Below are 26,984 nucleotides of genomic sequence, written 5' to 3' on the forward strand. Positions count from 1 at the left end.
TATTTGCACCTTTATTCCAAACACCAGTGATACAGCTTCACGATAAAAAATTCGTGCCGTTCATTTCAGAAGAAGAAATTGATTTCGCGATTTCCGAAATGGTCAAGCACATCGAAGACGATCATCAAGAAGAAACTCCTGTCTTTATCGGAATCCTTAACGGCGCATTCATGATCGTTTCCGACATCCTCAAAAAATACAGATTTCCTTGCGAGGTAAGCTTTATGAAACTTTCTTCGTACGAAGGCACGTCGACGACCAACGAAGTCAAACAGCTCATCGGACTCAACCAGAATCTTGAAGGCCGAAGTGTCGTCATTGTCGAGGACATTGTCGATACGGGCAATACGATCGAAGAGCTCAAAGCACTTTTCAAAGCCCAGAACGTCAAGCATCTTAAGATCGCGACGCTGTTCTTCAAGCCCGAAGCGTACAAAAAGGACATCAAGATCGACTACATCGGTATCCGCATCCCGAACAAGTTCATCGTGGGTTACGGACTCGATTACGACGGCCTCGGACGCAATCTGCCATTGGTATATCAACTTGCTGAATAATCACGGTAGCGTCCATTATCTAACAGTCTATCATCTATTATCTAAATACTAACGACTAACACACAATGATCAACATCGTATTGTTCGGAAAACCCGGAGCCGGCAAAGGAACACAAGCAGAATTCTTAAAAGAGAAATACAACCTCGTACACCTTTCTACCGGAGATATTTTCCGCTTCAACATGAAAAACGGCACCGAACTCGGCAATCTCGCCAAAAGTTACATCGACAAAGGCGATTTGGTTCCCGACGAAGTGACCACGAATATGCTGATTGACGCAGTGAATGCAAATCCTGAAGCCAAAGGTTTTTTGTTCGACGGTTATCCGCGCACGATTTCGCAAGCCGAAGCCCTGGACGCGTTTTTGACTTCGAAAGGAACGGAAAACACGGCAACCATCGCACTTGAAGCCGACGATAATATTTTAGTTGCCCGACTTCTCGAAAGAGGAAAAACATCGGGTAGAGTAGACGATCAGGACGAAGACAAGATCCGCAACCGCTACCAGGAATACAACGAAAAGACCGCGCCGCTTATGGATTATTACAAAAAACAAGGCAAATTCCATGCGGTCGACGGAATCGGCGAAATTTCAGAAATCACCGAACGTCTGAGCAGCGTAATCGATAATTTGTAGGCAAAAGCCCAAAAAGGAATCTTGGATCTCGACTCGTTCGACTTTCGGCTTTCGATATTCAAAAACAATGGAACTACTCATAATATTATTCCTCATTATCCTCAACGGCGTTTTTTCGATGTCGGAAATCGCGTTGGTTTCGGCTCGCAAGAACCGACTGGAAAATGCGGCCAAAAAAGGCAATAAAGGCGCCCAAACGGCACTCGACCTGTCGAATTCACCCAATAAGTTCCTGTCGACGGTGCAGATCGGGATTACGTTGATCGGGATTTTGACGGGTATTTTCTCGGGAGACAAAGTCACGTCCGACGTAAAAGCGTTCGTCGAAGGTTTTGAAACGCTCAAACCTTACGCCGATACGCTTTCGGTTGGTATCGTGGTTGTCATCCTGACGTTTTTCTCTTTGGTGCTCGGCGAGTTGTTCCCGAAACGCATCGGCCTCAATTATCCCGAAAAAATCGCCAAGTCGATCGCCATCCCGATGAAGTGGATTTCGATCGCGACGGCGCCGTTCATTTGGTTGCTTACGGTTTCTACCGAGGCTTTGCTCAAGATTTTCATGATCAAGCCATCGGCCGACGGAAAAGTCACCGAAGAGGAAATCAAGGCCATCATCAAAGAAGGAACCGAAGGAGGCGAAGTGCAGGAAATCGAACAGGACATCATGGAGCGCGTGTTCCATATCGGTGACAGGAAAGTGAATTCGCTTATGACGCACCGCAAATCGGTGGCGTTTTTGCCACTCAATGCCAACAAAGAGCAAACGCGCGAACTGATGTTGCAGGAATTGCATTCGGTGTATCCGGTTTACGATAAGAATTACGATGATATCGTGGGCGTGGTCAATCTCAAGAGCATTTTCGCGCATTTCGAGGAAGCCGATTTCAACCTGTCGAAAATCATGACCGAAGCGCCTTTCATCATGGAACAGACCACGGCTTACAACGCTTTGGAAAACTTCAAGAAAAGTGGTGTGCATTATGCTTTCGTGGCCGATGAATACGGTGTGTTCCAAGGCATCATCACGTTGAATGACATTCTCGAGGCGCTAGTTGGCGATGCTTCCGATTTCTATAAGGAAGATTTCCAGTTGATGACGCGCGAAGATGGCAGTTGGCTCGTAGACGGGCATTATCCGCTGCACGACTTTTTGACCTATTTCGAACTCGACGACCTGGTCACCGATTACGAAGTGACGACGGTTTCGGGGCTTATCATGACCGAATTGTCGCGCATACCCAAACAAGGCGAAAAACTCCAGTGGCAGAACTTCGAACTCGAAGTGCTCGATATGGACGGCGTAAAAATAGACAAGGTTCTCGTAACCTCACTAAAGGAAAAATAATTTCTGCGGCTCGCGAGTGACTCAGGCACTCAGGCACTCAGGCACTCAGGCATACAAAATGACAGAAGGAAATTTCGTAGACTACGTCAAAATATACATCTCATCCGGCAAAGGAGGAAAAGGCTCCACGCACCTTCACCGTGAAAAGTTCATCGAAAAGGGCGGACCCGACGGTGGTGACGGCGGCCGTGGCGGACATGTGATCCTTAAAGGCAACAAAGGACTTTGGACACTTTTCCACCTCAAATTCGCCAAACACGTCAAAGCCGGACATGGCGGAGACGGAGGTTCATCGCGCTCAACAGGTCACGACGGGGAAGACAAATACATCGAAGTGCCGCTCGGAACGGTCGTTCGCGACAAAGACACCAATGAAGTGTTGTTCGAGATTACCGAAGACGGCGAGCAAAGAATCATCGCCCAAGGCGGAAAAGGAGGTCTTGGCAACTGGCATTTCCGTTCGGCAACCAACCAAACGCCGCGTTACGCGCAACCCGGAATGCCGCCAGAGGAGAAAGACATCGTGCTTGAACTCAAAGTGCTTGCCGACGTAGGTCTCGTAGGTTTCCCGAACGCCGGAAAATCGACATTGCTTTCGGTGCTCACTTCGGCCAAGCCAAAAATCGCCGATTATCCGTTTACGACGTTGAAGCCTAATTTGGGAATCGTCGCTTATCGCGATTTCCAGTCGTTCGTGATTGCAGACATTCCCGGAATCATCGAAGGCGCAGCAGAAGGCAAAGGACTCGGGCATTACTTTTTGCGCCATATCGAACGCAATTCCACACTGTTGTTCCTTGTTCCGGCCGATGCGAAAGATATCGTCGAAGAATACAAAATCCTTCTCAACGAGCTCGAAAAATACAATCCCGAAATGCTCGACAAAGAGCGTTTGCTCGTGATTTCGAAAACCGACATGCTCGACGACGAACTCAAGGCCGAGATGAAAAAAGAACTCGACAAAACGCTCAAAGGCGTACCGTTCCTGTTCATATCGTCGGTCGCGCAGCAAGGCTTGACCGAGCTCAAGGACAAGTTGTGGCAAATGCTCAATACTACCGAATAACGAAGATCGTCTTTTGACGGTTTTTTTGTGGATGAAATCGAAATGTAACTTTTAAAATTTCAGTATTTCGATAAAACGTCTATTTTTGGCGAAAACCATCCTAATCTTATGATCGTTATTTTTAACATGGCCGCTTTAGGGCAAGCCATCATTATCGGAATCGTCGTCTTGTTGATGTATTGGACCGGCCTCGGCGATTTTTTTGACCGCGTTTCCCCGTTCACGCAAAAAGTCAACAGCCTGATCGCGCTTTACTTCATTTATTGGCTCATCGCCGCGACGTATCGTTCGGGTATCAAAGGCAAACTTTTTTGGATCCCGACGTGGATTTTGGCGTTGGTCGTGCTTTGGTTCGTAGGTGTTATGGTGCACGACGGTGAAGCCATTCCCGGATTTTGGAATACGATGTTCCAGATTTTCTGTTTTGCCTATCCGATATTTTTGGGTGTGAAGATGATACGCCGCCAGGATGCCAAATTTCTCGCTCAATTCCATTACGCGCGTACAACGTTGTTGAATTTGAACAAGACCGACGACGCTTACGAAAATAACAAAGCCTCGTTCTGGGCCGGAATTTCGCACGCATTCGTTTGGCCGACTTCGAACTATCGGTACGCACATTCGATTTACGAGAAAATAAACGGCCAGCAGGTCACCAAACACGAACTCAACGAGCATTTCGCATTGTTGGCGCAAACGATAGAATCTCGTGTGACACGTCCCGAAAATACTGTGAGGATTGCCGAGGTCAGGCCGCGTTTCGAGATGGCCGTACGATCTGGGAATTATAATTTTGAAGACGGTTCCATCAAACAGATGGCGAAAATCATCGATTCTGAAAACCAAATCTGGAATAAAGGCTGATATGAAAACCTATACGATAAGCAAAGAAGGCATAAGGGCCGCGGCAAAGCGGGAAGCGTTGACCAAATTCTATATCGGAATGGGCGTTTTTGCGTTTTTCTCGTTGTTGCTGTTGGTGATCGCGCCGGGTTCGATCAAAGTCATTGCGGTCTTCCCGTTGGTTTTCGGGTTGTTGATCATGGGATTGGTGAGCGCGATTTCGATGCCTCAAATCGAAAACCGTCTGGAATCGACACTATTCCAAATCGCCGACGACCACGTGGCGAGAGGTCTTAACGATGCGACGATCAACGGAATGAATAAATTCGGGATGAAGGCGGCACAGATGCGTTACGGAGCGGCTGATTTCAACCAATTCATCTCCGTCGACAACATCCAATCGACCGTTATCGGCAAGAATGGCATCACGATCACTTCGGTTGATGAGAACGTATTTTCGGGATCGGGAAAAATCGTTATCCCAAAAGAAACCGATGATTACGAAGCGATCAAAGCGTATTTCATCGAAAATGCCAAAAAATATTACGTGCAGTAATTCTTACGATATTTTCCAATCGACGAAAGCCCAATACTATAACGATTTAGTTTGGGCTTTTGGCTTTTTTGAAATCGCATTTTGCCTTATCTTCGCGACGCTTTAAATGCGGAAAGTCTCGTGTAACATTTTGCACTTTCCTTCGACTTATTCCGCCGTTAACTAACATTAATCTATCAGAAATGAAAAAAATCATTTTGTTCTTCGCGCTCGCCCTGTCGGCTTTCCCGATGCGTGCCGACGAAGGAATGTGGTTCCTTATGTTCATCGAAAGGCTCAACCACCGCGACATGCAAAAAATGGGGTTGCAGCTTACGGCTGAGGAAATTTACAGCATCAACCACAGCAGCCTTAAAGATGCCATCGTGCAATTCAACGGAGGTTGTACGGCCGAACTCATCTCTAAGGACGGTTTGGTCTTGACCAACCACCACTGCGGTTATGACGCGATTGCTGAGCTTTCGACTCCAGAGAAAAACTATTTGCGCGACGGGTATTGGGCCGCCGACAAAAAAGGCGAGATGAAACCGAAGTCGCTTTACGTGCGTTTCTTCGTTCGTATGGACGACGTTTCGAAGCGTATCCTTGGCAAAGTCAACGACAAGATGTCCGAGGCCGATCGCAACAAAGCCATCCAACAGGAAATCGCTTTGATCGAGAAAGAAAACAGCGAGAACGGAAAATATGTGGTTTCGGTTCGTCCTTTCTTCCAAGGGAACGAATACTACTATTTCGTATACCAAGATTATAAAGACGTGCGTTTCGTTGGAACTCCGCCGGAAAGCATCGGTAAATTCGGTGGCGATACGGACAACTGGGAATGGCCGCGTCACACCGGAGATTTCTCTATGTTCCGCATCTATGGCGACAAAGACGGAAATCCGGCCGACTATTCAGAAAACAACGTGCCGATCCATCCGAAGAAATACCTTCCGATCAACCTTAACGGCGTTCAGGAAAAAGATTTCGCGATGATTTTGGGTTATCCGGGACGTACGAACCGTTGGATGCCTGCAGGCGGAATCGACCAAAACGTGAAATATGCGTATCCGGCTTGGGTTGAAGGCGCCAAAACCGGCATGGACCAAATGAAGAAGCACATGGACAAGAGCGACGACATCCGCCTCAAATATGCTTCCAAATATGCTTCTACCGCAAACTACTGGAAAAACCGCCAGGGAATGATCGATGCCCTTACCAAGCACGGCACTGCGAAAGCCAAGGCGGAACAGGAAGCGAAATTCAACACTTGGGCAAACAAGCCTGAGAACAAGGCAAAATACGGAAACGTGATCGCGACCTTGAACAACTATTATGACAAGACGAACCTTAAAGCGCGCCACGACAACTACCTGACGCAATTGCTAAGGACTTCGACGTACTCTACGGCTCCATCGGTTATCGGGAATGCGCTGATCCAGTATTATAAGGAAAACGACGCGAAGAAAGCCGAGATGTGGCCAAAAATCCAGGGGCAGATCGATACGTATTATGAAGAATTCTACGCTCCGGCAGAGAAGGACATCCTTACGGCCCAATTGAACCTGTACGCAGCAAAAGCTTCCGAATACGGACTGGCTCCGACAGTAGAAAAGCAAAAACGCCAGAACAACGGCGATTTCACGGCTTACGTGAACGACATCACCGACAAGAGTATCTATTCTTCAAAAGACAAACTCGAGGCTTTCCTCAAGAATCCTGACCCTGCAAAACTGGAAACAGATCCGCTTTACGGCTTGTCAATGGAATTGTTGGGCAAAATGCGCAACATGAACGACGAGCAAAAGCAGATGACAGACGATTTCCAGAAGGCATTCCGTCTCGAAGTCGAAGGCTTGCGCGAGTCGAAGCTGAACCCGATCCAGTATCCGGACGCGAACTCTACGCTGCGTTTGACTTACGGAAAAGTACGCTCTTTGCCTGCAGATAAGCGCAACGACGCCAAAATCAACAACTACACGACATTCGACGGAATGGTCAAGAAGTACAAGAAAGGCGATGCCGAATTCGATTTGCCGCAGCATTTGCTCGACTTGTACAAAGCCAAGGACTATGGCCGTTACGCCGACAAGAAAGGCTACATGCCGGTCAACTTCCTTACCGATAACGACATCACGGGCGGTAACTCAGGTTCACCAGTGTTGAACGGAAAAGGCGAACTTATCGGATTGGCGTTCGACGGAAACATCGAAGCTATGGCCGGAGACGTAATTTTCGACAAAGATTTGCAACGCACGATCAACGTCGATATCCGTTACGTACTTTGGGTAATCGACAAGTACGCGGGAGCGAAACACATCGTTGACGAAATGACGATCGTGAAGTAATTTGCGATTTGAAATAAAATGAAAATCCCGCTTTTACGGCGGGATTTTTTATTTGACAAATAATGACCATTACTTCACATTTACGCGGATTCCTTTGGAATGTGCCGCGAATTCAGGCGCATACATACTTTGGATCGTGCTGATTCCGTTCGAGAAATCGCCCGCATTGTTGACCCTGACGTCGTATTCCAAAATGTAAGATCCGGCTTTAAGACGGTCGAAAAAGAAATGCGTGGCCACGTCTTTCGTGCTTTTGTAAAACCACAGATTTCCTTCGGATTCATATCCCGAAAGCACATCGACAGGTTCGAAACAGGAAGCTCGCATCGATTTGAGGTGCACGTATTCCAATTCGTCTTTGGCTGTAATGACAAGACGCACACGCACTAAATCGCCAACCTTGAGTCGATCGGTTGCCGAAAGCGGTTTTACGCCGTCGCCGGTTTTTACGAACAGTTGCTGATCGATCGTCGACGGGCCTTTGGTGGCTGTTATCTTGTCGGGATTCTCGAGATATTGCCAGTACAAGCCACCGTAAGCGGGAACTTCCGATTTGTTCTCTATCGCGATTTTGCCCATCTCATTCGAGATATCTTGAGGTTTCCAATTGATTTTCACATAACCGGTAACCGCTTCTTTTTCATTTTCGGCCAGTTTTTCGCTATCGATTTTGTGATTGCCGATCCTGATAACCGACTGATCTTTTGCCTCGAGCCAATTGTTTTTGCCTAGAAGCAAAGCGTATATTGCCTCGGTAGTCGCTTTTGTCGATTCCCAATTCTGGAGCTGTTTTTTGCTCAGCAGCCAAACTTTCATCGCGTTTATCGCTTCCTCGTCCTGGTTGATTTCTGCGAACGCCTCGATAATCATCGCCTGGGTTTCGATTGGCGCCTGATACCAATACCATCCACCTTGGTTTTGGATCCAGAACATACCTTTGGTTTCATCCGAAGCCGAGGTTTCCTTAAGCGATTCAAGAATTTTCTTAGACGTTTCAATTTGCCCGAACCTGTGCAGGATGAGAGCAGCTTTCGCTTTTTCGTACAAGTCGAAGTTTTTCCATTGTGATGCTACGATGAGAACTGTACTGTCGATGCTTTTTCTCCGTTGCGCCGTTATCGGAAATTCTTTAAGGAAGAAACTTCTTGCATATAGATACTGCCGTTCCAGACGACGGTCAACCTGAATTTTTGCGCTTTTTTTATCGGTAAAATTCCAATCGAGATAGTTGGTGGCATTTCGCGCTACGGCCAGTCTATTCGTATTGGCGTGAACTTGTGGCACGAGTTTTTTGAGATGTCCGAGTCCTGCCAAAACATGACAGGTGATAAACAGGTTGTCCGGCGAATCGTCGAACCATCCGAAGGCACCATTTGCATGTTGTTTAGACTTGAGCTTCTCGTAATTGTTTTCTTCGGCAACAGCCATGCGGTCAAGGTCGAGTAATAAGGCGAACCGTTTTTTCTTTTCGTCTTCGGTCGCCAATTCTGAAAACCAAGGCGTTTCACCCAAGGCCAATACGATCTTTTTTTCGTTCTCGGGATTTGTCGGATGGCTTCTCCAAGCTTCGAGCACCGACGCGATTTTAGGATTGGACGAAATTAGATTGGCCGCTAACGTGTTGGCATAATACCGTGCGAAAGTCTGTTCGGCGCATTCGTGTTCGAATTCGATCAGGTACGGGAGCGATTGCAAGGCGGCCCAAACCGGATTTGAGATGTATTCAAGCGAAAGCTGCTTGTGTCTGAGCGATTCCGACTTGGCGTTGACGAGATTTTCCAAAACGAATTCCTTTCGTGTGTTTTCCCTTACCCAAATCGGCACGGATTCAAGGATAAGCATGTCGCTGCTCAACACAGGAATGTTGCTTTCCTCACCGTCCGAATGATTACCCGTTGTTGCCACTACGCGATAATGTAGGCCGGCAACGCCTTGAGGGACATGGATTTTCCAGTGCGCGACAATACTGTTCAAAGCGGCAACCGAGAAATTCTTAACCGATCGATCGAAGTTGGCGATCGGTTGCATCGTACCGGCATCAGAAATCTCAAGCACGACGGTTCCCGATTGGGTTTCCGGCAGCAGGTTCGATATTTTTACGGCAATGTCGATACTGTCGTTTTCGATAAGGAATCGCGGAAAATTCGGCATCACCATCAAATTCTTCTGTGTCTTTATGATTTTGGTGACCATACCCGAAATTCCCGATTTATTGTGTGCCAACAGTCGCATTTTCCAGGAAGTCAGTGCTTCTGGTCCGGTAAATTCGAAATCGAAACGGCCTTTGTCGTCAACTTTTATATCGGGATAAAAAAACGCGGTTTCAGAAAAGTTACCTCTCGCTTTTACTTCGCTCAGGCCGTTCATGGCTTTTTGGGTTATGATAGAAATCGCACCGTTCGAGCCAATATTCCCGAAAAGCGATTGGGCTTCTTTTGCCGAAAACACCGAAACACTTACAATATCTTGAGTCAACATTCCCGAAAGTTCTTTTGGCGAAATAATTTTGCCGTCCATTACGATGATTTGTTTGGTGTCGATGGCACTCTCCGATTCCAAAGCGAAACGACGGATGACGGTTTCATCCAGATACGATTCCTCGATTTTGAGCCCGCGTATGAGTTTGATAAGAGACAGTGCAGCTTCCGATTCTGAAATCTTATTGAATTCCGTCCTGACTTTTTTCTGGATGCCAAGTGCGCCTGTCACGACGACTTCGCCAAGTGAAATTCCGCCTTCCTTGAGCCTTACGTTGAGAATTTGCCCTTCGTCTACGTAATGGTTTTGGTCGGCCATTCCCACAAAGCTGAAAACGAGCTCATCTCCGGGTGAAATTGAAATGGAATAGATGCCGTCAACATCGGTCTGCACGCCTTGTTTTGTTCGCAACACCACGACATTCGCCCCTGGCAACGGGCCTGAATCGTCCGATACGATTCCTGTGATCGTAATCGTACCGTCTGTGTTCTTTTTTGGCAGTGCTCGTTTTTTGACAAGCTTTTGGCTTACTGTCGGGACATCGATAAAACTAAAGTCAAACCAATTGAGTTGGGTCATTTCGGTTTTGCCGGGCACCGACAAAAGCGTTTTTTTAAACGTGAGAGGTTTTTCGGACGACCACAAATCGTACGCTTTCCGTTTTGGGACGTCCACCCTTGATTTTTGATAATTGCCCACGAACATCCATTTGAAGTCATCGCGGTTGTCGTCTTGCGTCAATTGATCAAGTGCGGTGTCGTACATAGATGCGAGGATTTCGGCCTGCAAATCCGTATCTGTAGCCGAGAGTTTGAATGACCATTTTTCTTTTTCGGAAGGCTGCAGTCGATCGCGCATGTGTAAAGTCTCGAACTCAAGCGACGGAGAAAAAGTGTAAGGTAAAACCGGAATTTCAACGTCGAAATGATAATTCTCGAAAAAAGAATCGATATAAAACGAAATGCCTTTGCGGTAGTTCTCAGGCAAATCGATGCGCACAAGATTTTTCCCGCCAATCAAGGTCATCGATTTTTCAAAGTACACTTTCGATTCCGATACGGCAATCAGCCGAACATGCAAATCGGGGATGACAGAGCTCAATTGCAATAAGGCGAACCTATCCTTGATTACATTTTTGTTGAGAATTTTGGCGGTGAACAGCTTCGACGGGCTTTTTTCTAAAGTGTAATCAGAAAATTTGAAGTCGCAGCGAACACGCGTCTCTTTGCCGAAAGGATCGCGCGCCTTGAACGTTATTTCGTAGTCGCCTTCAGGCATTCCGGTAAAATCTACCTCGATTTGCCGTTGTTTGCCCGTATCTACTTTGATGATTTTGAGCGCGGATGTATCCGTCACGATTTGCTCGCCTTCAAGATCTTCATACGGGAATAATCGCTTCATTACCGAATCGGGAATCGAAGCAATGTCGGGTTTGGGAAATTCCCGAGGTTTCAGGTTGTGGCGCTCTTTCGATTTGAGCCGGAATTCGAGCGTTCCAGAAGTAGGTAAAAACTGATCGTCGAGGTTTCGTGAGTTAACAAAAAAGAGGGCGCTTTCCTGAATTCCCGACATCCTGTTTTTAGGACTAAGGTTGAGTTCAAGAGCCGATTCGTAAACCTGGATTTCTTTTGTAGCGGTTCGGGTTTCGCCGCTTAAATCGGTGACTTCGGCTTCAATCGTATAGGTTTCCGATTGGTCTGTGTCGTCATCTGAATCGTCTTTTTCGGTGATGAGCGAAACTTCGAAATCGCCCGAAGCGCTCACTTCTACAGTGTCCCTGATGACTGGGTCAGGTTCAGATCTGTGATTCCGATAATAGCCATATAGCCTTTTGTGTATCGAAATAGCGGCTTTGGTGTTGCCAAGGCTTCCCGAATACGATTTGACTTTTCCTTTCACGACAATGGTTTGGCCCAGTTTATAAGGCTCGGTTATCGGATTGAACGCGACCTCAAATTTGGGACGTTTGTATTCCTCGACCAAAAATCTTTTTTCGTCTTCATAGAATCGCACATGATCCCAAAACGGGTGTTCATCGGCTTCTTCGTCGTAGTCGTCCTCTTCTTCGAGGTCGTCGGGTTCGTCAATTGATATCGTGAATTCTCCGGTAAGACCGCCTTCCGGAATCGTGAATTCTCCGAAAACGGAGCCAAATTCGTTGGTTGTGGCCGTTGTAGAAAATATTGTCTTCCATTTGGGATCGTTTACGACGACATTGACTTTGATTCCATCCAAAATTTTATTGCCTTTCTCGAGCGATTCGGTCAAAATGATTTTGTAAAACGCTTTCTGTCCCGGCCGATAAATGTTACGATCCATGTAAATATTGGCAATAGCGCGTCTCTCATCGCCTTGGTATTGTCTCCAACCTCCAAATTGCATATCCTTCACGTAAAGAGAATCGACTCCCTTGGTGATAAGTATATGGTTGTCATAGGTCGTCAATCTTTCTTCACAACGCGCAAAACCGTCGGCATTCGTTTGCAATTCTGTTTTGTGCATATGAATCACGGCGTCTTTGACGGGTTTTCCCGATTTTCGATCAACGACCGTCATGACTTTTTCTGTTGCCTGAGAAGTTCCTATCAGTTGCAGGTCGGTGACCGTCAAGATTTCATAAGAATTCTCGTCAATCACGCCTCCCGGACTTTCAATCGAGACGAAATAAGTGCCCAAGTCTAATTTAGGAAGCAGGAATTCGGTGCGATATTCAAAATAATCGTCCGATTTGGGCAGCGCATACGAAACTTTTAGATCGGGTTTTTTGGTTCGCACCGTTTTGTAGTGACCAGACAAAAATTTCGGCACACTGTCGCGCATATAGATCGAAACCGGGATTCGGTGAAAAGAAACGCTTATGCTGTCGGTATTCTTATAAAGCACCGATATACGAGAGTTTTCCCCATAGTATAGCATTTGAGGAACAGAAGCCCGCAAGGCCGGAAGCAGCAAATCGTTCTTCATTTTTTGTGCCTCTTGTTTTGTGTCCGACGTGATCTTGAAAGCGAGTATGCTGTCCAGCAAAGCCATGGCTGTTTTCCTCTCGTTCGCGGCCGTGATTTTGTCTGCTTTGCGCAAATGGATTTTGGCCTTCTGGAGAAGTATGTTTGTGATCAGTAGCGAATCGGTTGCCTCTTTTTCGATTTCGGATAATTTTCGAAAATAAATCTCGTCCGAATTTCGAATCGAACTGTACACATATTGCAAACGAAGGAAACGATATTTGAGGTTTTCGTTGTCTTTTTCCAAAAGTTGGAACAGGTGCAATGCTTTTTGAAATTGCGGATACTCAAGACTCGAAAGGTCATATTTCGCAAATTCTTTCGATGAAGCCGAAATGTTGTCGAGCAATGCTTTGACGTTGTCGTCTTCAATGTAAAAGTTTTGGAATGCCACGCGACTTCCTATAAACTCCAATGCTAAGTATTCGAGCAGGTTTTCCTCGGCGAACCGTTTCTCATCGAAATAGACGAAAATGTCTTTGTATGGTTTGAGTGAAATTTTCCTCAAAGCTTCGGGATCAGAGAAAAGTAGGGCATAAGTATCCTCTATTTCACGTTCCAATTGTGCCGACGTCCATTGCTTTATGTTTTGATTCCTGTAATCGTCTAGGGGTTTGTTCCTGCCGATTTCATATTGGAATTTATTCGAAAAGCGTTCAAGCGAACGTGCGTAAATCCAAAGAAAAATAGCTTTGTTCGAATCGGAACTTTCTTCGATTTCATGCCTGATGTTTTCAAGCACGATATTTTGCGCATCGGCATCGAGCGTGAACAGGTATTTTGAGCGGAAGAAAAAGCTCTTCAGAATCTGTTCGTCGTTTTCCCGTCGTTTGGCCTTGCGATATATTTTAGAAGCGACCCGATTTGCAGACTTGACTTTTCCTTGCGTTTCGAGTCGTGAAACCTTATCCCATTTCTTTTGGTAATTTTGGGCAAAGGCAGTTCCGCAAAGTAATAAAAGGATCAGGTAAAAGCTTTTCATTGGTGGTTGGGTTTACCTTTTTAGATTAGATTTTCCTACAAAAGGTTGGGGTAAAAATAAAAAAGGTCGGGTAAATTTGCCCCGACCTGATAAAGATATATCGATTATTCAATTCGTCAACTTCCGATTCACCACAGTTCCGTCCGGAAAATAGATTTTGGCAAGATAAATACCTTCGGAATAGAAGAAATCCCATCGAAGCGGAAACTCATCCGAAATAGGTAAAAACGTGCGCAACAATTTACCTGTGATATCATAAACCACGACTTTAGAAACTGTTTTGGACGATTGGACGAGTAGTTGTTCGTCGTCAATGAAAGCCATTAATTGAAGTTGTTCAGCATCATTCACCTGCAAAGCTTCCGTCGTATATCTCAAAACGAAACGATCGTCGAATCGGCCTGTAGCCGAAGTGAAATCGTATGGGCTTTCCTTGAGGTTGTGGATGATGTCGAGCAATTTATCCTCGAGGTAAATGTTTTGGTCGGTGAACAATCCGTCTACATGATCGATGCGAATCGAAAAATCGCTTCCGCCCGTATTGTGGAAACCCAACGGTACTTGGTCATTAACGTCGAAAGGAATCGGACGTGCTTGGATGACGAGATTCTTGTCTTGCATTATAGAATAAAGTCCCGTTCCTGTATCATCGAAACGCAAACCGTCAAGGCCTCTGTCCCAATCTAATGTGGCGTTTTGGGAATATCCGACAAGGGTTTGGCAGAATACGTTCGCCGAAGCGGTAAGGTTGAGCCAAATGCGGTGTTTTTCAAGGTCGGGTTCGGGCTGTTCGTCGGCATCCAATTTGAATGTATCCATATTCGGCCTGAAGAATTGGCTGTTGTTGCCCGATACACGCATCGCATTGTTGAAAGTCGCATTGCCCGACGGAACGAGGCTTTTTACGAAAAATGATTGTCCGGCCGCTACATATCCGTTCGGAGCTGGCCCGCCAGACGAGGCCATCGTTCCGACGCCTCCTAATTTATTCCAAGAAGCGTAATCGGCTGCGCTGTAATTGATCAGGAAGTCGTAATAAAACGGATCAGGGAAACTCGCGCTCGGTGCGGTGTTGTGCGTCCAGAAATAAATCGTGCCGTCTATGGTCGTAGCATTTGCCGCATGATTGAGGAAAGAAGCCGCGCTCAAAGCCGACGGATATGGATTGCCGAGCAAGTTCCATTTGTCGTCTGTTATCGCGCCTCCCAGCGTTCCGTGGCTTACCGGCGCATTGATAGGACCGTTGTTCGGTGTTCCTGTGAAAGTTGCGGTGTACGGCACTTTGACCGAAGGACTCGTCGAATAGGTTTGGGGCGCACGAACAATGTAGCCTTTTCTAGGGTCCATGACCGTAGCCGTGCCTTCCTGTGCCCAATTTCCGGTTCCTGAACCTATGAAAGGCGTCCAGCTGTAAAATTTGTCCGGTTGTGTGGCAGGAGATAAATTGCCCAACGTGTAATTCGAAGCCATCGTCATAGGTGAATTCCAATAGGTGTAATCGTATCGGTAAACGGGTTGGGTGATGCGTTGCATCGTGACGATTCCGACGTTGGCCGTATTGTTCACCTGAATCAAACTCGCGTCGTTCATGATTTGGAATTGACCGCCTGCGTTCACGTTCAATACATCGACCAAAACCAGATTGTTGCCCGAAGTGATCTGCAGATAGCCGCCATTGAGAACCGTCATATTGTAAGCGTTTCCAGTGTAATTCGTACCCGAAATGATCGGATCGTTCGTCACATTCGGGATTACGACACAGTCGCTCGAAGTCGGAACGCCCACAGGTGTCCAATTGGCGCCATTGCTCCATGCCGTTCCCGCCGAACCGTTCCAGGTTTTGTACGGCCATGACGCGTTTCCGGTCATGTCGGCTGCGATAGCCGTACAGTTCGCATCGGTCAACGCGGTAACGGAATAAATGGCCGTCGCCGATGGAGAAACCGAAACGGTGTAAGGACTCGTCATGATTCCCGTTATCGTGGTCGGCGTGACGCCATCGGTATAAGTCAAGTTCCAAGGTGCGGTTCCTGTCAAAGCGATGCTGATGGCGGCCGTGCCCATACAGCTGTTTCCCGATCCCGAGATTACCGAAGTCGGTCGTGGCCGGATGATGAAATCTGCACTTGCTCGCACCGAAGGCGATGAAGAACAGGCCGCGTAATATGTATATGTTCCCGCCGTATTCGTATTGGCCAGTCCCGAACCTGCAACCCCAACCGGATTGAAAGGCGATCCCGTACCTATAGGCGATCCGCCCGAAGATGCCGTATACCATTCTACCGGAGCGCTCGCCGTAGAAGACAAGTAACCTCCGGTCGGGCCTGTAATCTGCCATTGATATGTATCCGTAAGCGTGATGTTCGAAAACGAGAACATCGTCGAAATCAAGGTGTATGTGACTCCCGCGTTGAGCGTGGCGCTCATTTGGCATTCAAGCGAAGAAGGCCCGCCGTCGTCGTCGCCCACGATCCATGTGCCGCTTCCGCAGACTCCGGGCGTGAACGGAAGCACGACAATGTAACCCATACCGTCATAAGCCGCATCGGGCGTCATGTTGAAGGTGTATGTCCCGGTAACGCTCACCTGAAAACTGTACATGGTATAATTGGCGGTATTGTCATCGAAAATACAAGTGGGCGAATTGTCCAGGAATATCAACGGCTGCAACGCGATAGGGTCGGTCGCAGCATTCCAAGCGCCGTTTATCGTAAGTCCGACATTGGTTAAAGCGGTACACGAAGCCGTCGCTGAAATCGTTCCCGATCCGCCTTGGCAAATGTTCGTTCCCGTTGTTGTCGGTGGGCCGGATAGGGTTTGGAAATACGCATATCCGATCCAAATGCCTTGTCCTGTCGCGCCTCCGCAATTCGAGCGCACCCAAAAATAATAGAAAGTGTTGGGTGCAAGTGCCGTAAGGTTTGCGGTGGTCACGCCTGCGCCCGTACTTCCTGTTGGAGTGCTGGCCGCAGTGGGCGCAACGGACGATGTCGACACATAATACTGATATCCGTTTGCCGGTGCAGGGCTTGCAGCCGTCCAGCTGATCGTGGCCGTTCCCGAAGTGATGGCCGAAGAGCTCAGGTTCGACGGATTTCCGGAACAAGGCAACGTGTTGACCGTGAATTTGTAATCTTCGGCTTCTCCATAAGTGATCGATCCGCAGGCCGACGGATTGGTGGCGTAAAAATCGGCACGGATACGCATGCGGTAATCGCCGGCCGCAATCGTGGGTACGGTCATCGTTCCGGTTGCCCCGGCCACGTAACCTCCGCTTGAATACATTTTTTCGCCCGCATCGTCAAAATCAAGATCGTTATTCCAATCGACCCAAATATTGAAACCGAATGTGCCTCCGGTCATGGCCGCACTAAAGTTGACGGTCGAAGCCGGATTGGCCGCAACGGTCATCGTCGGGTAGAAATCCCCATAACCGTTCGTCGACAAGCCCGAGCCGTTATTGGTAATGTTTGATGTTCCTGCGGTCGTAGAAAAATTATTGACGTAATAACCCGTTCCCGTAGAAGATGGCAAGCAATGGCCAGTGTGGAAACTCGAGCCGACCCAAGAGCTGTATTCCGTTACGGTGCAATACGACCTGACCCAAAAATAATACGTGGTATTGGCGGTAAGACCTGTAAGACTTACCGAAGTCACGCCTGCCGCGACAGTTCCTGTAGGAATCGTGCCTGCCGTAGGAGGTGTTGCGCTTGTGGTCACATAATATTGATATCCGCTTGCCGGTGCAGGAGAGGCCGCCGTCCACGATACGTTGGCCGAAGTCAATGTCGTCGTCGAGGTGATCAATGAGGGTGTTTGCGAACATGGGGGAAGCGTAGTGGCACAAATGCCGAAAGTTCCCGATTGCGCGCCGTTATACGCCCAAACCCTGATATAGACCGTTGTGCCGGGCGTCAATCCCGTTGCGGTAAGCGTCGACATATTGCCGTTGACGCTGCTGTCGTCATCGCACGAAAGCAAACTCAATGAACCACAACTTCCGGTGTAGAACGCCATGCCCGAATCGGTAATGTTCCCGGTTTGGGTGTCTACGGTTAAAATACCGTTTGCGGGTACGGTTGCCGAGAACCACACGTCTCCGCCCGAATAACTGGCACATCCGGGAGCGGGAATTCCCGAACTCGCCGTCGCGCCCGTTGTCGTGTATGAGGAATAACTGCATGAAGTCGTTACCGTCAACGGTGTAGCTGTCGAACATTCGTCGTTGCTCAAAGCCACGCTTTTTACCACGCAGATGGTTCCCGTCATGTTGTTCGAACCCAGATTGTTCGTACGCATCAAACGCAAATAATACGTGGTATTCGGATTGACCGCCGCGTTCAAGGTAGCGTCGGCCATTGCAGGAACTGTACAAGCGGTATAAGCCGCGCCGCAAGCCGTATAAATCGCAAGCCCGAGATTTCGGTTGCTCGTCCCGATAATCGACACGTTCGTCGTGGTCGCATCCGTCGTGAACTGGAACCATCCGTCGCGATGGGATGTTCCCGAACACGGTGCCGGTCCGTCGTTGTTGAACGCCGAGGTGACCGTGTAATTCGTCGTGGAGCAAGTCGTATTCACGGAAAGTGAAGGAGCTGTGCCGGCACATACATCGGCTTGGGCAAAAATCCACGTCTGAAACAGTAAAAAAAGAATACAAAGGAAATGCTTGAGGAAATCGTAATTATTTTTCATAAGCATTGACACGTTTGTGGTAGTATTCCAAATTTAATGAAATAAAATATGTTTCAGAATATATGGTTTATAAAATTCGTAATCTGTCAATAATTTTGTCCGTTGAGGTGTAAAAAAGAAAAAGGCCCTCTTTCGAAGACCTTTCCCTAAGCATATCAAACTTAAAATCAATGCGCTAATTTAATGTCGAACTCGTTATCGTCCGAAAGTTTGACTTTTGCTATATAAATGCCTTGGGCGAAATTGAAGCTGCTTTCAAACGTATTTCCTTGTGGTTCGTAAGTGGTGATTTTCTTGCCGTTCACATCAAAGATTTCGATTGAGATGATATCCAAAGAAGCCTGAGCGAACAATTTATCGTCACTTATGAACGCCACAACGCCATCCTGAAGCTCGTGATCGCCTACGCCAAGCTGTTCATTGGTGTAACGCAACACGAAGCGGTCGTTGAATGTCCCTACTGCCGAAGCGAACGAGTATGGCGCGCTTTTCAAATCGTGGATAACATTGAGCAATTTGTCCTCGAGGTACACATTTTGGGTTTCGAACAAACCGTCGAGATGGTCGACTCCTACGGTAAACGTCGCTGCAACCGTGGCTTTGTAGCCAAGAGGAACCAGATCTGAGGTTTCAAAAGGCAGCGCGCGTCCCTGTACCGTCAATCTAACATCTTCGATAGTGGAATAGAACGTGACCGCGTTGCCTGCAAAAGTTTCCCCGTCGAAATTACGGTCTCTTGCGTTGGTCGCCCCTTCGGCATATCCGACCAAAATCTGACTGAACGCCCCTTGTGTATTGGCTAGGTTTAGCCAGATGCGGTGTCTTTCTAAAGTCGGAGTCGCCGTCGTAAACGGATTCGCCTGTCTAAAGAATACATTGTTATTGCCGCGTACCCTCATATTGTTTTCAAAAACGGCATTTCCGCTGGCCAACGCTTTTACGAAGAAGCTTTGGCCCGTGGCGACAAATCCGGTAGGAGGAGTTCCTCCGTAACCTGCAGGAACAGTACTGGTTCCGCCCATTCCGGTCGTATAGGTGGCATAATCGGAAGCGGTGTAATTGCTTGTGAAATTGCCATAGAATGGATCTGCAAATGCCGTACTCGGAGGCGAATGGTGCGTCCAGAAGTACAACGTACCGTCTAGTAAATTGACATTTGTAGGATGCGCAAGGAAAAGATCCGCATCAAGTGCCGACGGATATGGGTTTCCGATCAAATTCAACTTGTCGTTCACCGAAGCTGGCGGCAAGCTTCCTATTGCGACAGGAGCCGTTAGTGATCCGTTGTTTGGCGTGCCGATAAAAGTGGCCGTGTACGGAGCCGTAATCATGGGGCTGTTCGAATAACCGTTAGGCGCGCGGACGATGTATCCTTTGTTCGGATTCATGATCGTGGCGACGCTTTCCTGTATCCAGTTTCCGTTTCCTCCGGCAACCGACGGATTCCAGCTATAAAACTTATCCGATTGCGTATTCGGCGACAAGTTGCCCAAAGTGTAGTTCGATGCCAATGTTACAGGTGAATTCCAATACGTGTAGTCGAATCGATAGACCGGCGGCGTAGTTCTTTGCATGTGCATCGTTCCTACGTTGGCTACATTGTCGATTTGGTTCAGGCTCGCGTCATCGGCAATATTGAACGCGCCTCCCGCATTCACGTTGACGAAATTGGTCACTTCGATCGTGTTGCTTCCGGTTACGGATAAGTTTCCTCCGTTAAGGATGGTCAAGTTCAATGCATATCCGACAAAGCTCACTCCCGAAATGATTGGGTCATTGGTCACGTTCGGAATGACGACGCAATTCATGTTCGTCGGTACGCCCGCAGGTGTCCAGTTGGCGGCGTTGTTCCAGTCTGTGCCCGCCGAACCGTTCCAGGTTTTTCCGTTTCCGGTCACGGTGATGCAATTGCTCGTCGCGGTACAGTTGACCGAGTTCAACGTCGATGTGACGATCACGTGGTAATAGGTCGTTTGTGCAAGTACCGGCGGATCATAAGTTGCCGATGTCGCTCCACCGATATTTGTCCAAGGACCGCCGCAACCGATGGTGTTGCTTTGCCATTGATAAGAAAGCGCTCCGTTGGCCGTAGCCGCAGTCACGATTGTAAACGCAGCCGGATTTTCGCCGGCGCATATCGTTTGGTCGCCTGCCATGACAGGAGCGGTTACGTCATTCACGAAAACGGTCAGGCTATTCGAAGTAGCGTCGCAGCTCACGGCATTCACCGTTCCGGTAACCACTCTTTGATAGTGCGTGGTTTGTGTAAGTCCCGCCGGCGGATCGTATGTCGCGGCATTTGCACTCGGAATATTTGTCCAAGGTCCGGCCGCACTCACCGTACTGCTTTGCCATTGATAGGTCAAGCCTGTTCCCGTGGCAGGAATCGTTACGGTAAAGGCCGCAGGGTCGCCTCCCGAACAAACGGTCTGGTTGGATGCAATGACGCCCGGAGTGACCGAATTCGCCGTTACGGTTATACAATTGCTCAAAGCGGTACATTGTACGCCGTTAAACGTAGAAGTAGTGATTCTTCTGTAATAAGTCGTTTGGGTGAGTCCGGCTGGCGGATCGTACGTTGCCGATGTCGCACCTGGAATGTTTGCCCAGCTTCCGCTCGGACTTGCACAACCCGAAGCCGAAGTCGTGCTTTGCCATTGATACGTCAAAACACCCGAACCTGTGGCTGGAGCGACGACTGTAAATGCGGCAGGGTTGTTTCCGCAAAGCGTCTGGTCGCTTCCGACCGTTCCTCCGTTGACTTGGTTCACCGTAATCGTTACGCAGTTGCTTGTGGCCGAACACGTCTGGATTCCGATAGTGGAAACCGCCGTTCTTCTATAATAAGTAGTCTGCGTCAAAGGTCCAGGATTATAAGCCGCCGTGTTCGACGAACCGATAAGCGTCCAAGGGCCGCTGCATCCGACGGTGCTGTATTCCCAGAAATAAGAAAGCGTGCCGGTTGCGGTTCCCGGTGCAGAAGAGGTAAACGCTGGAGGATCGTCTCCGTTGCAAATCGTCAAATCGCCCGCAATCGCTCCTGCAGTCACATTGTTGATCGTCACCTGTATCGGAGTCGTATTGGCCACCGAACAAGGCACGCCGTTGATGACCGACGTCACTTCGCGTCTGTACCATGTGGTTTGCGTCAATCCAGCAGGTGCATCGTAAGTAATTGCCGTTGCACCGGGAATCAAAGTCCAAGGACCGGTTGCAGCAACGGTGCTGCTGTACCATTGGTAAGACAAGCTGGTTCCGGTTGCAGGTATGGTTTCTGTAAATGCCGCCGGGTCGGCCGGGCTGCAAAGCGTTTGGTTGGCCGCTACCGTTCCTGGAGTTACAGGTCGTGCAACGATTATGGTAATCGTGACCGGAGTTCCCACGCAACCAGCGGTAGAACGAGGCGTGATCGTATACGTTACGTTTTGGTTGGCAGCCGATAAGTTGGTCAAAACATCAGGGAAAACGAATGATTGGCCCGGTGTAAAATTCGCCGATGTATACGGGAAAGTCACCGAACTGGTCACCAATGCATTCACGCTACGTGTCACGGTATAGTACATGTTTCCGTCGGTGATGTTTCCGCTTACGGTCACACCGGCACTTGTGGCGCTACAAATCGTCGAATTGTCCGGAGGACTTGTGATCGTCGCCACCGGACGAGGCAAAATGCTCACGTTGAATACCTGAGGCGTAATGCTACATTGGAAAGCTCCCGTAGGCGGTCCCGGATAATCGTAAATGTTAGGAACGATAGAAATAGGAGTGACAACCGTCGCATTCGTGGTGTTTTGAGCCGTGAATGAGAAGTCGGCTTCCGATGTCCTTAGCCACACCAAGAACCAGAATCTAGGGCTTGTAGTTCCCGTAGGATTCGGAGTAGGTGATGTGAGGTAGGTATTGTCGATGGTATAATTGAATCGAATGGCTGCATCGTCCGAGTGGATCGAGCTGATACTTGGCGTAAATGTCGTTCCGGGACAAATCGCTGCACCCGGTTGTCCGTTCATGTTGAACGTAAATCCGACGTTATCCACAACTTGAATCAACACAGAATTACTCGTCACGCTTCCGCAAGGATTCGTCACGACAAGCCTGTAGTAATAGTTTGGCGTCGCACCCGTGATCAAGCCCGGCGTATAACTCGCGCCCGTGCTTGCACCCGGAGCGTTCGCCCATCCGGTCAAACCGTCGAGGCTTCGTTGCCATTGATATGTATAAGTTCCCGATCCGCCGGCAACAGGAGTGGTTTGCGTAATAGCTCCCGGTGAAGCGAATTCACAAACGGTCTGGTTCTCACCAATCACAGGAGCGACCAGATTCGGATAGACCGTAACCGATGCAGTAGAAATGATCGAGCACCCGTTAGGGGCCGTGGCGATCATCGTGATTACCGTGATTTGGCTGACGGTAGTGTTGTTGACAGGAGTTCCCGTAATTATATTGCTGTTTCCGCTGTTGGCGATTCCCGTAACATTTGTAGTGTTCGATCGGGTCCAACTATATACTGTTCCCGGAACGCTGTTCGTGTTCGTGAACGTAATGGTCGCCATATTCGAACCTGTACAAACGTTCTGGGTTGCCGGAGTACGCGTCATGTTCGGTGCCGGATCCAACGTAATCTGTGCCGTGGTCGTAGCCGAAGGGCAGCCTGCAGCCGTAGCCGTTATCGTAAAGGTTACCGTGACGACGGCATTGGTCGTGTTGGTCAAAGTGCCTGCAATGCTCGTTCCGTTTCCGCTAGCTCCAAGTCCGGTTACTGTGGCGACATTATCTCGCGTCCAATTGAAAGTAGTTCCAGAAACCGCATTCGGATTTGAAATGTTAATCGTCGTGAAAGGCAATGCCGAACACAATGTTTGGGTTGCCGGGCTTGCCGATACAGTAGGCTGCGGATTCACCGTAACCGTAACCGTAATCGGGGCCGAATCGCATCCCGCGGCCGAAGTCATGATGGTGAAAGTCGTCGTCTGAGCGACATTCGTAGTATTCGTAAGCGAACCTGAAATTGTCGAACTCGATCCGCTGGCTGCAATTCCCGTGAGGTTTGCCGTATTGTCGCGCGTCCAGCTATAAGTCGTTCCGACAACCGAATTCGGGTTGGCAATATTGATGTTTGCAATCGCATTTCCGGAACAAACGGTTTGTGAAGCCGGTGTGGCCGAAACCGTTGGACGAGGATTCACGATCACATCGACTGTAAACGGCACGTTCGATGCACATCCGAATTCCGAAGTCGCTGTCAAAGAAAACGTAACGGTCTGCGGCGTGTTGGTCGTATTGGTCAATGTGCCCGAAATCGTGTCGCCGAAACCACTCCCTCCAATTCCCGTAACGTTCACCGTGTTGTTTCGCGTCCAGCTGTAATCTATGGTTCCCGAAACGCCGTTCGGATTGGTCATCACGATAGAGGTGATGGCCGTTCCCGAGCAAATGGTTTGGGTCGTAGGCGTTCCGGCCACGGTCGGCGTCGGATACACATTGAAAATCACGTTGAATGTCGAGCCGATACAAGTGCCGTTGCTGGCGGTTACCGTATAGGTAGCGGTTTGCGTAGAGCCTGTCGTATTGGTCAAATTTTGGCTGATTGTAGGCTGGTTCGTACCCGTCGTCGCACCTCCGACAACACCTGATAACACAGGCAAACCCCATGAATAGGTAGTTCCAGCAGGAATGATATTGCCGCCTCCGTTTGTCGGAGCGTAAGAGAAAGTCGTTCCACTACAGGCGGTTTGCGTCGTATTGATGATGAATGGCCTCGGATTTACCGTCACGACTACCGTAAACGCCGTTCCGACGCAATTCCCGGCAGTTCCTGATGTAGGCGTTACCGTGTACGTTGCCGTCTGCACCACATTCGTAGGGTTGATGAGCGTTTGGCTCACCGCCGCCTGTCCGCTTTGCGCGCTTCCTCCGGTAATTCCACCGGTAACTACAGGCGCAGGCCATGAATAGGTCGTGCCCGCAGGTACGATTGTAGCCGCTGTCGGGATTCCGTTAGTCGGAGTCGCGTCAAAAGCGTCTTCGCTGCAAATTGTCGTATTTTGAGCCGGGATGTAAGGTCTTTCGTTGACCACGAGCACGGCCGAAATCGAAACCGCCGGCACGACGCAACCATTCGACACAACCACGTGGTAATCGTTCGATGAGTTCGCAGGAGTCGTATTGCTTATGGAAAGCGTAGCCGAAGCCGCACCCGAGATATTTCCGCCGTTAGACAAAGGAGTCGCGCCGTTGTACCATTGATAGATAAGGTTTCCACCAGTTGCTGTCACACTGAACGAGACGTTTGCTCCCGCACATACGGTTTGTGTTGCCACAGGTTCAACGGTAATTGCAGGTCCGGAATTCACGACAAGCGCCGCCATAGCCGAATTTACCGGATTACAAGGCGATGTTCCGCTTACGATACAATGATAGTTCGCCGATGCGTTTGAAGTAGCCACAGGATTCAACGTAAGTGTTGCGGTCGTCGCACCAGATATATTTCCGCCATCGCTCAAAAGCGTCGCGCCGTTATACCATTGATAGGTAAGTCCGGCTCCGGTCGCGCCAATAGTGAAACTTACCGAATCGTTTTCGCAATGGGTTTGGGTGGTAGCAGGTTGCGCGGTGATGATCACTCTTTCGGTAACGGTCAAACCGGCATTAGCCGAAGTTGCCGATGGTGAACACGTTCCGCTTACGACGCAATGGTAATTTGCGCTGGCATCCGATAAATTCACAGGGTTTATGGTAAGAGTCGTCGAAGTCGCGCCCGAAATGTTCCCACCATTAGACAAAAGCGTCGCGCCGTTATACCATTGGTAAGTCAATCCTGCTCCTGTAGCGCTTACGGTAAAACTGGCCGAATTGCCCGAACATACAGAAACCGGGTTCGGATCCGAAGAAATCGACGGTTGTGTATTGACCGTGATATTTCCGGTCGTAGCCGAACAACCCGTTGTGCTGTCCGTAAAAGTGAAAGTGGCGATTCCAGGTGTGATTCCGGTTACGACACCTGCGTTCGAAATCGTTGCGACACCAGGATTGTTGGCGACCCAGTTTCCACCCGATGACGGAGACAAATTGATCGTAGCGCCAGGACAAACCGAACTCGGTCCGGACAAAACCGGATTCGCATTTACAGTAACCGTAGTAGTGACCGCTGTCGTACAGCCGTTGCCGTTGGTCACCGAATATCGGATCGTCGCCGTTCCGCCGGCCACACCCGTTACCAATCCGGTGGTTGCATTTACAGTCGCGATTAACGGAGTCAAAGACGTCCATGTACCGCTTGGTGTCGTATTTGAAAGTTGTACCGTATTTCCCGGGCAAATCGGAGCAGATCCGGTTATTGGGTTTACGGTAGGATTCGAATATAAAGTGAAAGATCCGTTAGCTGTTCCGCCAGGCGTCGTGACCGAAACCGCACCGCTAGTCAATCCTACAGAAGGTGTCGCGGTAATTTGAGTGCTGCTAATGTTATTGAACGAAGTCGCAGGCACACCGTTAAATGAAACGGCTGTCGTTCCGCTGAGGTTCGTACCGTTTATGGTGACTAGAGGTGTCGTTCCTTGACAATATCCGGTTGGTGAGAAACTGGTGATGGTAGGTGTCAACGGTACGGTATAATAAACCGTAATTCTCATGCTATCGACATATCCAGTTCTGGTCGCGTCTGAGTCGACCATAATTCCTACTCCGAATCCGGCATTGTTGATTTCGGCCGGTGTCCAGGTGCTTCCCCAAAGATTAGTCGTTCCGCCATAATTTACATTTGTCCATGAGTTGTTCCAGTCCGTTGCAGGAACAGCAAGATTATTGCCTTGTAAAGTACCCGCCTTCATGAGTCGGACATTTACATCGTTGATATTTGCTCCATTGTTTGAAGAGCTTCCGCGACGAATTGTTACCAGGATTCCGTTTATTGTTGCAGTTCCGGGAATGGCAAATCCATATCCTGAACCCGTCAAATACCGGCTTGATTGTCCGCTATTGAGATTGACGGTGCTTGCGGTATTGTCCAAAACCAAAATTTCATTGGTATTTGCCCAGTTTACGTTAGCACCTTGAGTTCCAGATGTAGTTGGATTATTCGGGCCAGCTACTTGTGCGGTTGATGTCATCGAAAAAACGAAAAGGACGACAACGGCCAAAAACGCGCTCACCGTTTTCCGTTTTTCAGATAAACAACCGATATTCGAGGTTAGGTACTTTTTTTCCATAGTCTTGCTTTTTTTTCGATTCCGTGTCGCGATTTTTTGATGCTGATTGTAGCTACAAATTTACCTCGGCCTCAAAATTTTTATCCTTTTCATGGATGACGAGCACCAATAATCGATTAAAGGCATGTTTTGTGGATTTTCGTCGGAAAAAAACTTGCGAAACCCTATAAATACTGGTCTTTTAGGTGCTAAAACCTTGTGTTGTTCATCGATGAATTTGTGCCGTTTACGGAATTTCGGGCCTGTTTTGCAAACGGCTGTCCAAGGTTTTGCCGGGCACTTTTGCGT

General features: G+C 48.6%; 10 protein-coding genes. 7 read left to right on the plus strand and 3 right to left on the minus strand.

The window, feature by feature from the left end; all coding sequences use genetic code 11:
* The first annotated feature begins 26 nt into the window (after positions 1 to 26).
* From hpt to HZF10_RS07780, 7 genes are all read left to right on the plus strand, one after another.
* The gene (gene hpt, locus HZF10_RS07750; RefSeq protein WP_176005630.1) at positions 27 to 557 is read left to right on the plus strand and encodes a hypoxanthine phosphoribosyltransferase; all 531 of its coding nucleotides are present in this window, start codon (positions 27 to 29) and stop codon (positions 555 to 557) included.
* A gap of 65 nt (positions 558 to 622) precedes the next feature.
* Complete coding sequence (locus tag HZF10_RS07755) at positions 623 to 1,195, plus strand: adenylate kinase (protein ID WP_176005631.1); 573 nt, start codon at positions 623 to 625, stop codon at positions 1,193 to 1,195.
* A 67-nt stretch (positions 1,196 to 1,262) separates the two neighbouring features.
* The gene (locus HZF10_RS07760) at positions 1,263 to 2,540 is read left to right on the plus strand and encodes a hemolysin family protein (RefSeq protein WP_176005632.1); all 1,278 of its coding nucleotides are present in this window, start codon (positions 1,263 to 1,265) and stop codon (positions 2,538 to 2,540) included.
* A gap of 58 nt (positions 2,541 to 2,598) precedes the next feature.
* Positions 2,599 to 3,606, plus strand: coding sequence for a GTPase ObgE (gene obgE, locus HZF10_RS07765; protein ID WP_176005633.1), 1,008 nt, complete (start codon positions 2,599 to 2,601; stop codon positions 3,604 to 3,606).
* A 108-nt stretch (positions 3,607 to 3,714) separates the two neighbouring features.
* The gene (locus tag HZF10_RS07770) at positions 3,715 to 4,470 is read left to right on the plus strand and encodes a hypothetical protein (RefSeq protein ID WP_176005634.1); all 756 of its coding nucleotides are present in this window, start codon (positions 3,715 to 3,717) and stop codon (positions 4,468 to 4,470) included.
* Between the two features lies 1 nt (position 4,471).
* Positions 4,472 to 5,005 (plus strand): hypothetical protein, encoded by a 534-nt coding sequence (locus tag HZF10_RS07775; protein WP_176005635.1) that lies wholly within the window; start codon positions 4,472 to 4,474, stop codon positions 5,003 to 5,005.
* 182 nt (positions 5,006 to 5,187) lie between these two features.
* Entirely contained in the window at positions 5,188 to 7,332 is a 2,145-nt protein-coding gene (locus HZF10_RS07780; RefSeq protein WP_176005636.1) for a S46 family peptidase, read from the plus strand.
* A gap of 69 nt (positions 7,333 to 7,401) precedes the next feature.
* On the opposite strand, the gene HZF10_RS07785 is transcribed toward HZF10_RS07780, so the two are convergent.
* From HZF10_RS07785 to HZF10_RS07795, 3 genes are all read right to left on the minus strand, one after another.
* Positions 7,402 to 13,794 carry an alpha-2-macroglobulin family protein gene (locus HZF10_RS07785; protein WP_176005637.1) on the minus strand — a complete coding sequence of 2,131 codons (6,393 nt, stop codon included), beginning with the start codon at positions 13,792 to 13,794 and terminating at the stop codon, positions 7,402 to 7,404.
* Between the two features lie 108 nt (positions 13,795 to 13,902).
* Positions 13,903 to 18,489 (minus strand): RemA C-terminal-like gliding motility protein, encoded by a 4,587-nt coding sequence (locus tag HZF10_RS07790; protein ID WP_176005638.1) that lies wholly within the window; start codon positions 18,487 to 18,489, stop codon positions 13,903 to 13,905.
* A 167-nt stretch (positions 18,490 to 18,656) separates the two neighbouring features.
* Positions 18,657 to 26,696, minus strand: a complete 8,040-nt coding sequence (locus HZF10_RS07795; RefSeq protein WP_176005639.1) for a RemA C-terminal-like gliding motility protein — start codon at positions 26,694 to 26,696, stop codon at positions 18,657 to 18,659.
* Between the last annotated feature and the right edge of the window lie 288 nt (positions 26,697 to 26,984).

Origin of the sequence: Flavobacterium agri (genome assembly GCF_013401995.1) — a bacterium.
In the GTDB taxonomy this organism is placed as follows: Bacteria; Bacteroidota; Bacteroidia; order Flavobacteriales; family Flavobacteriaceae; genus Flavobacterium; species Flavobacterium agri.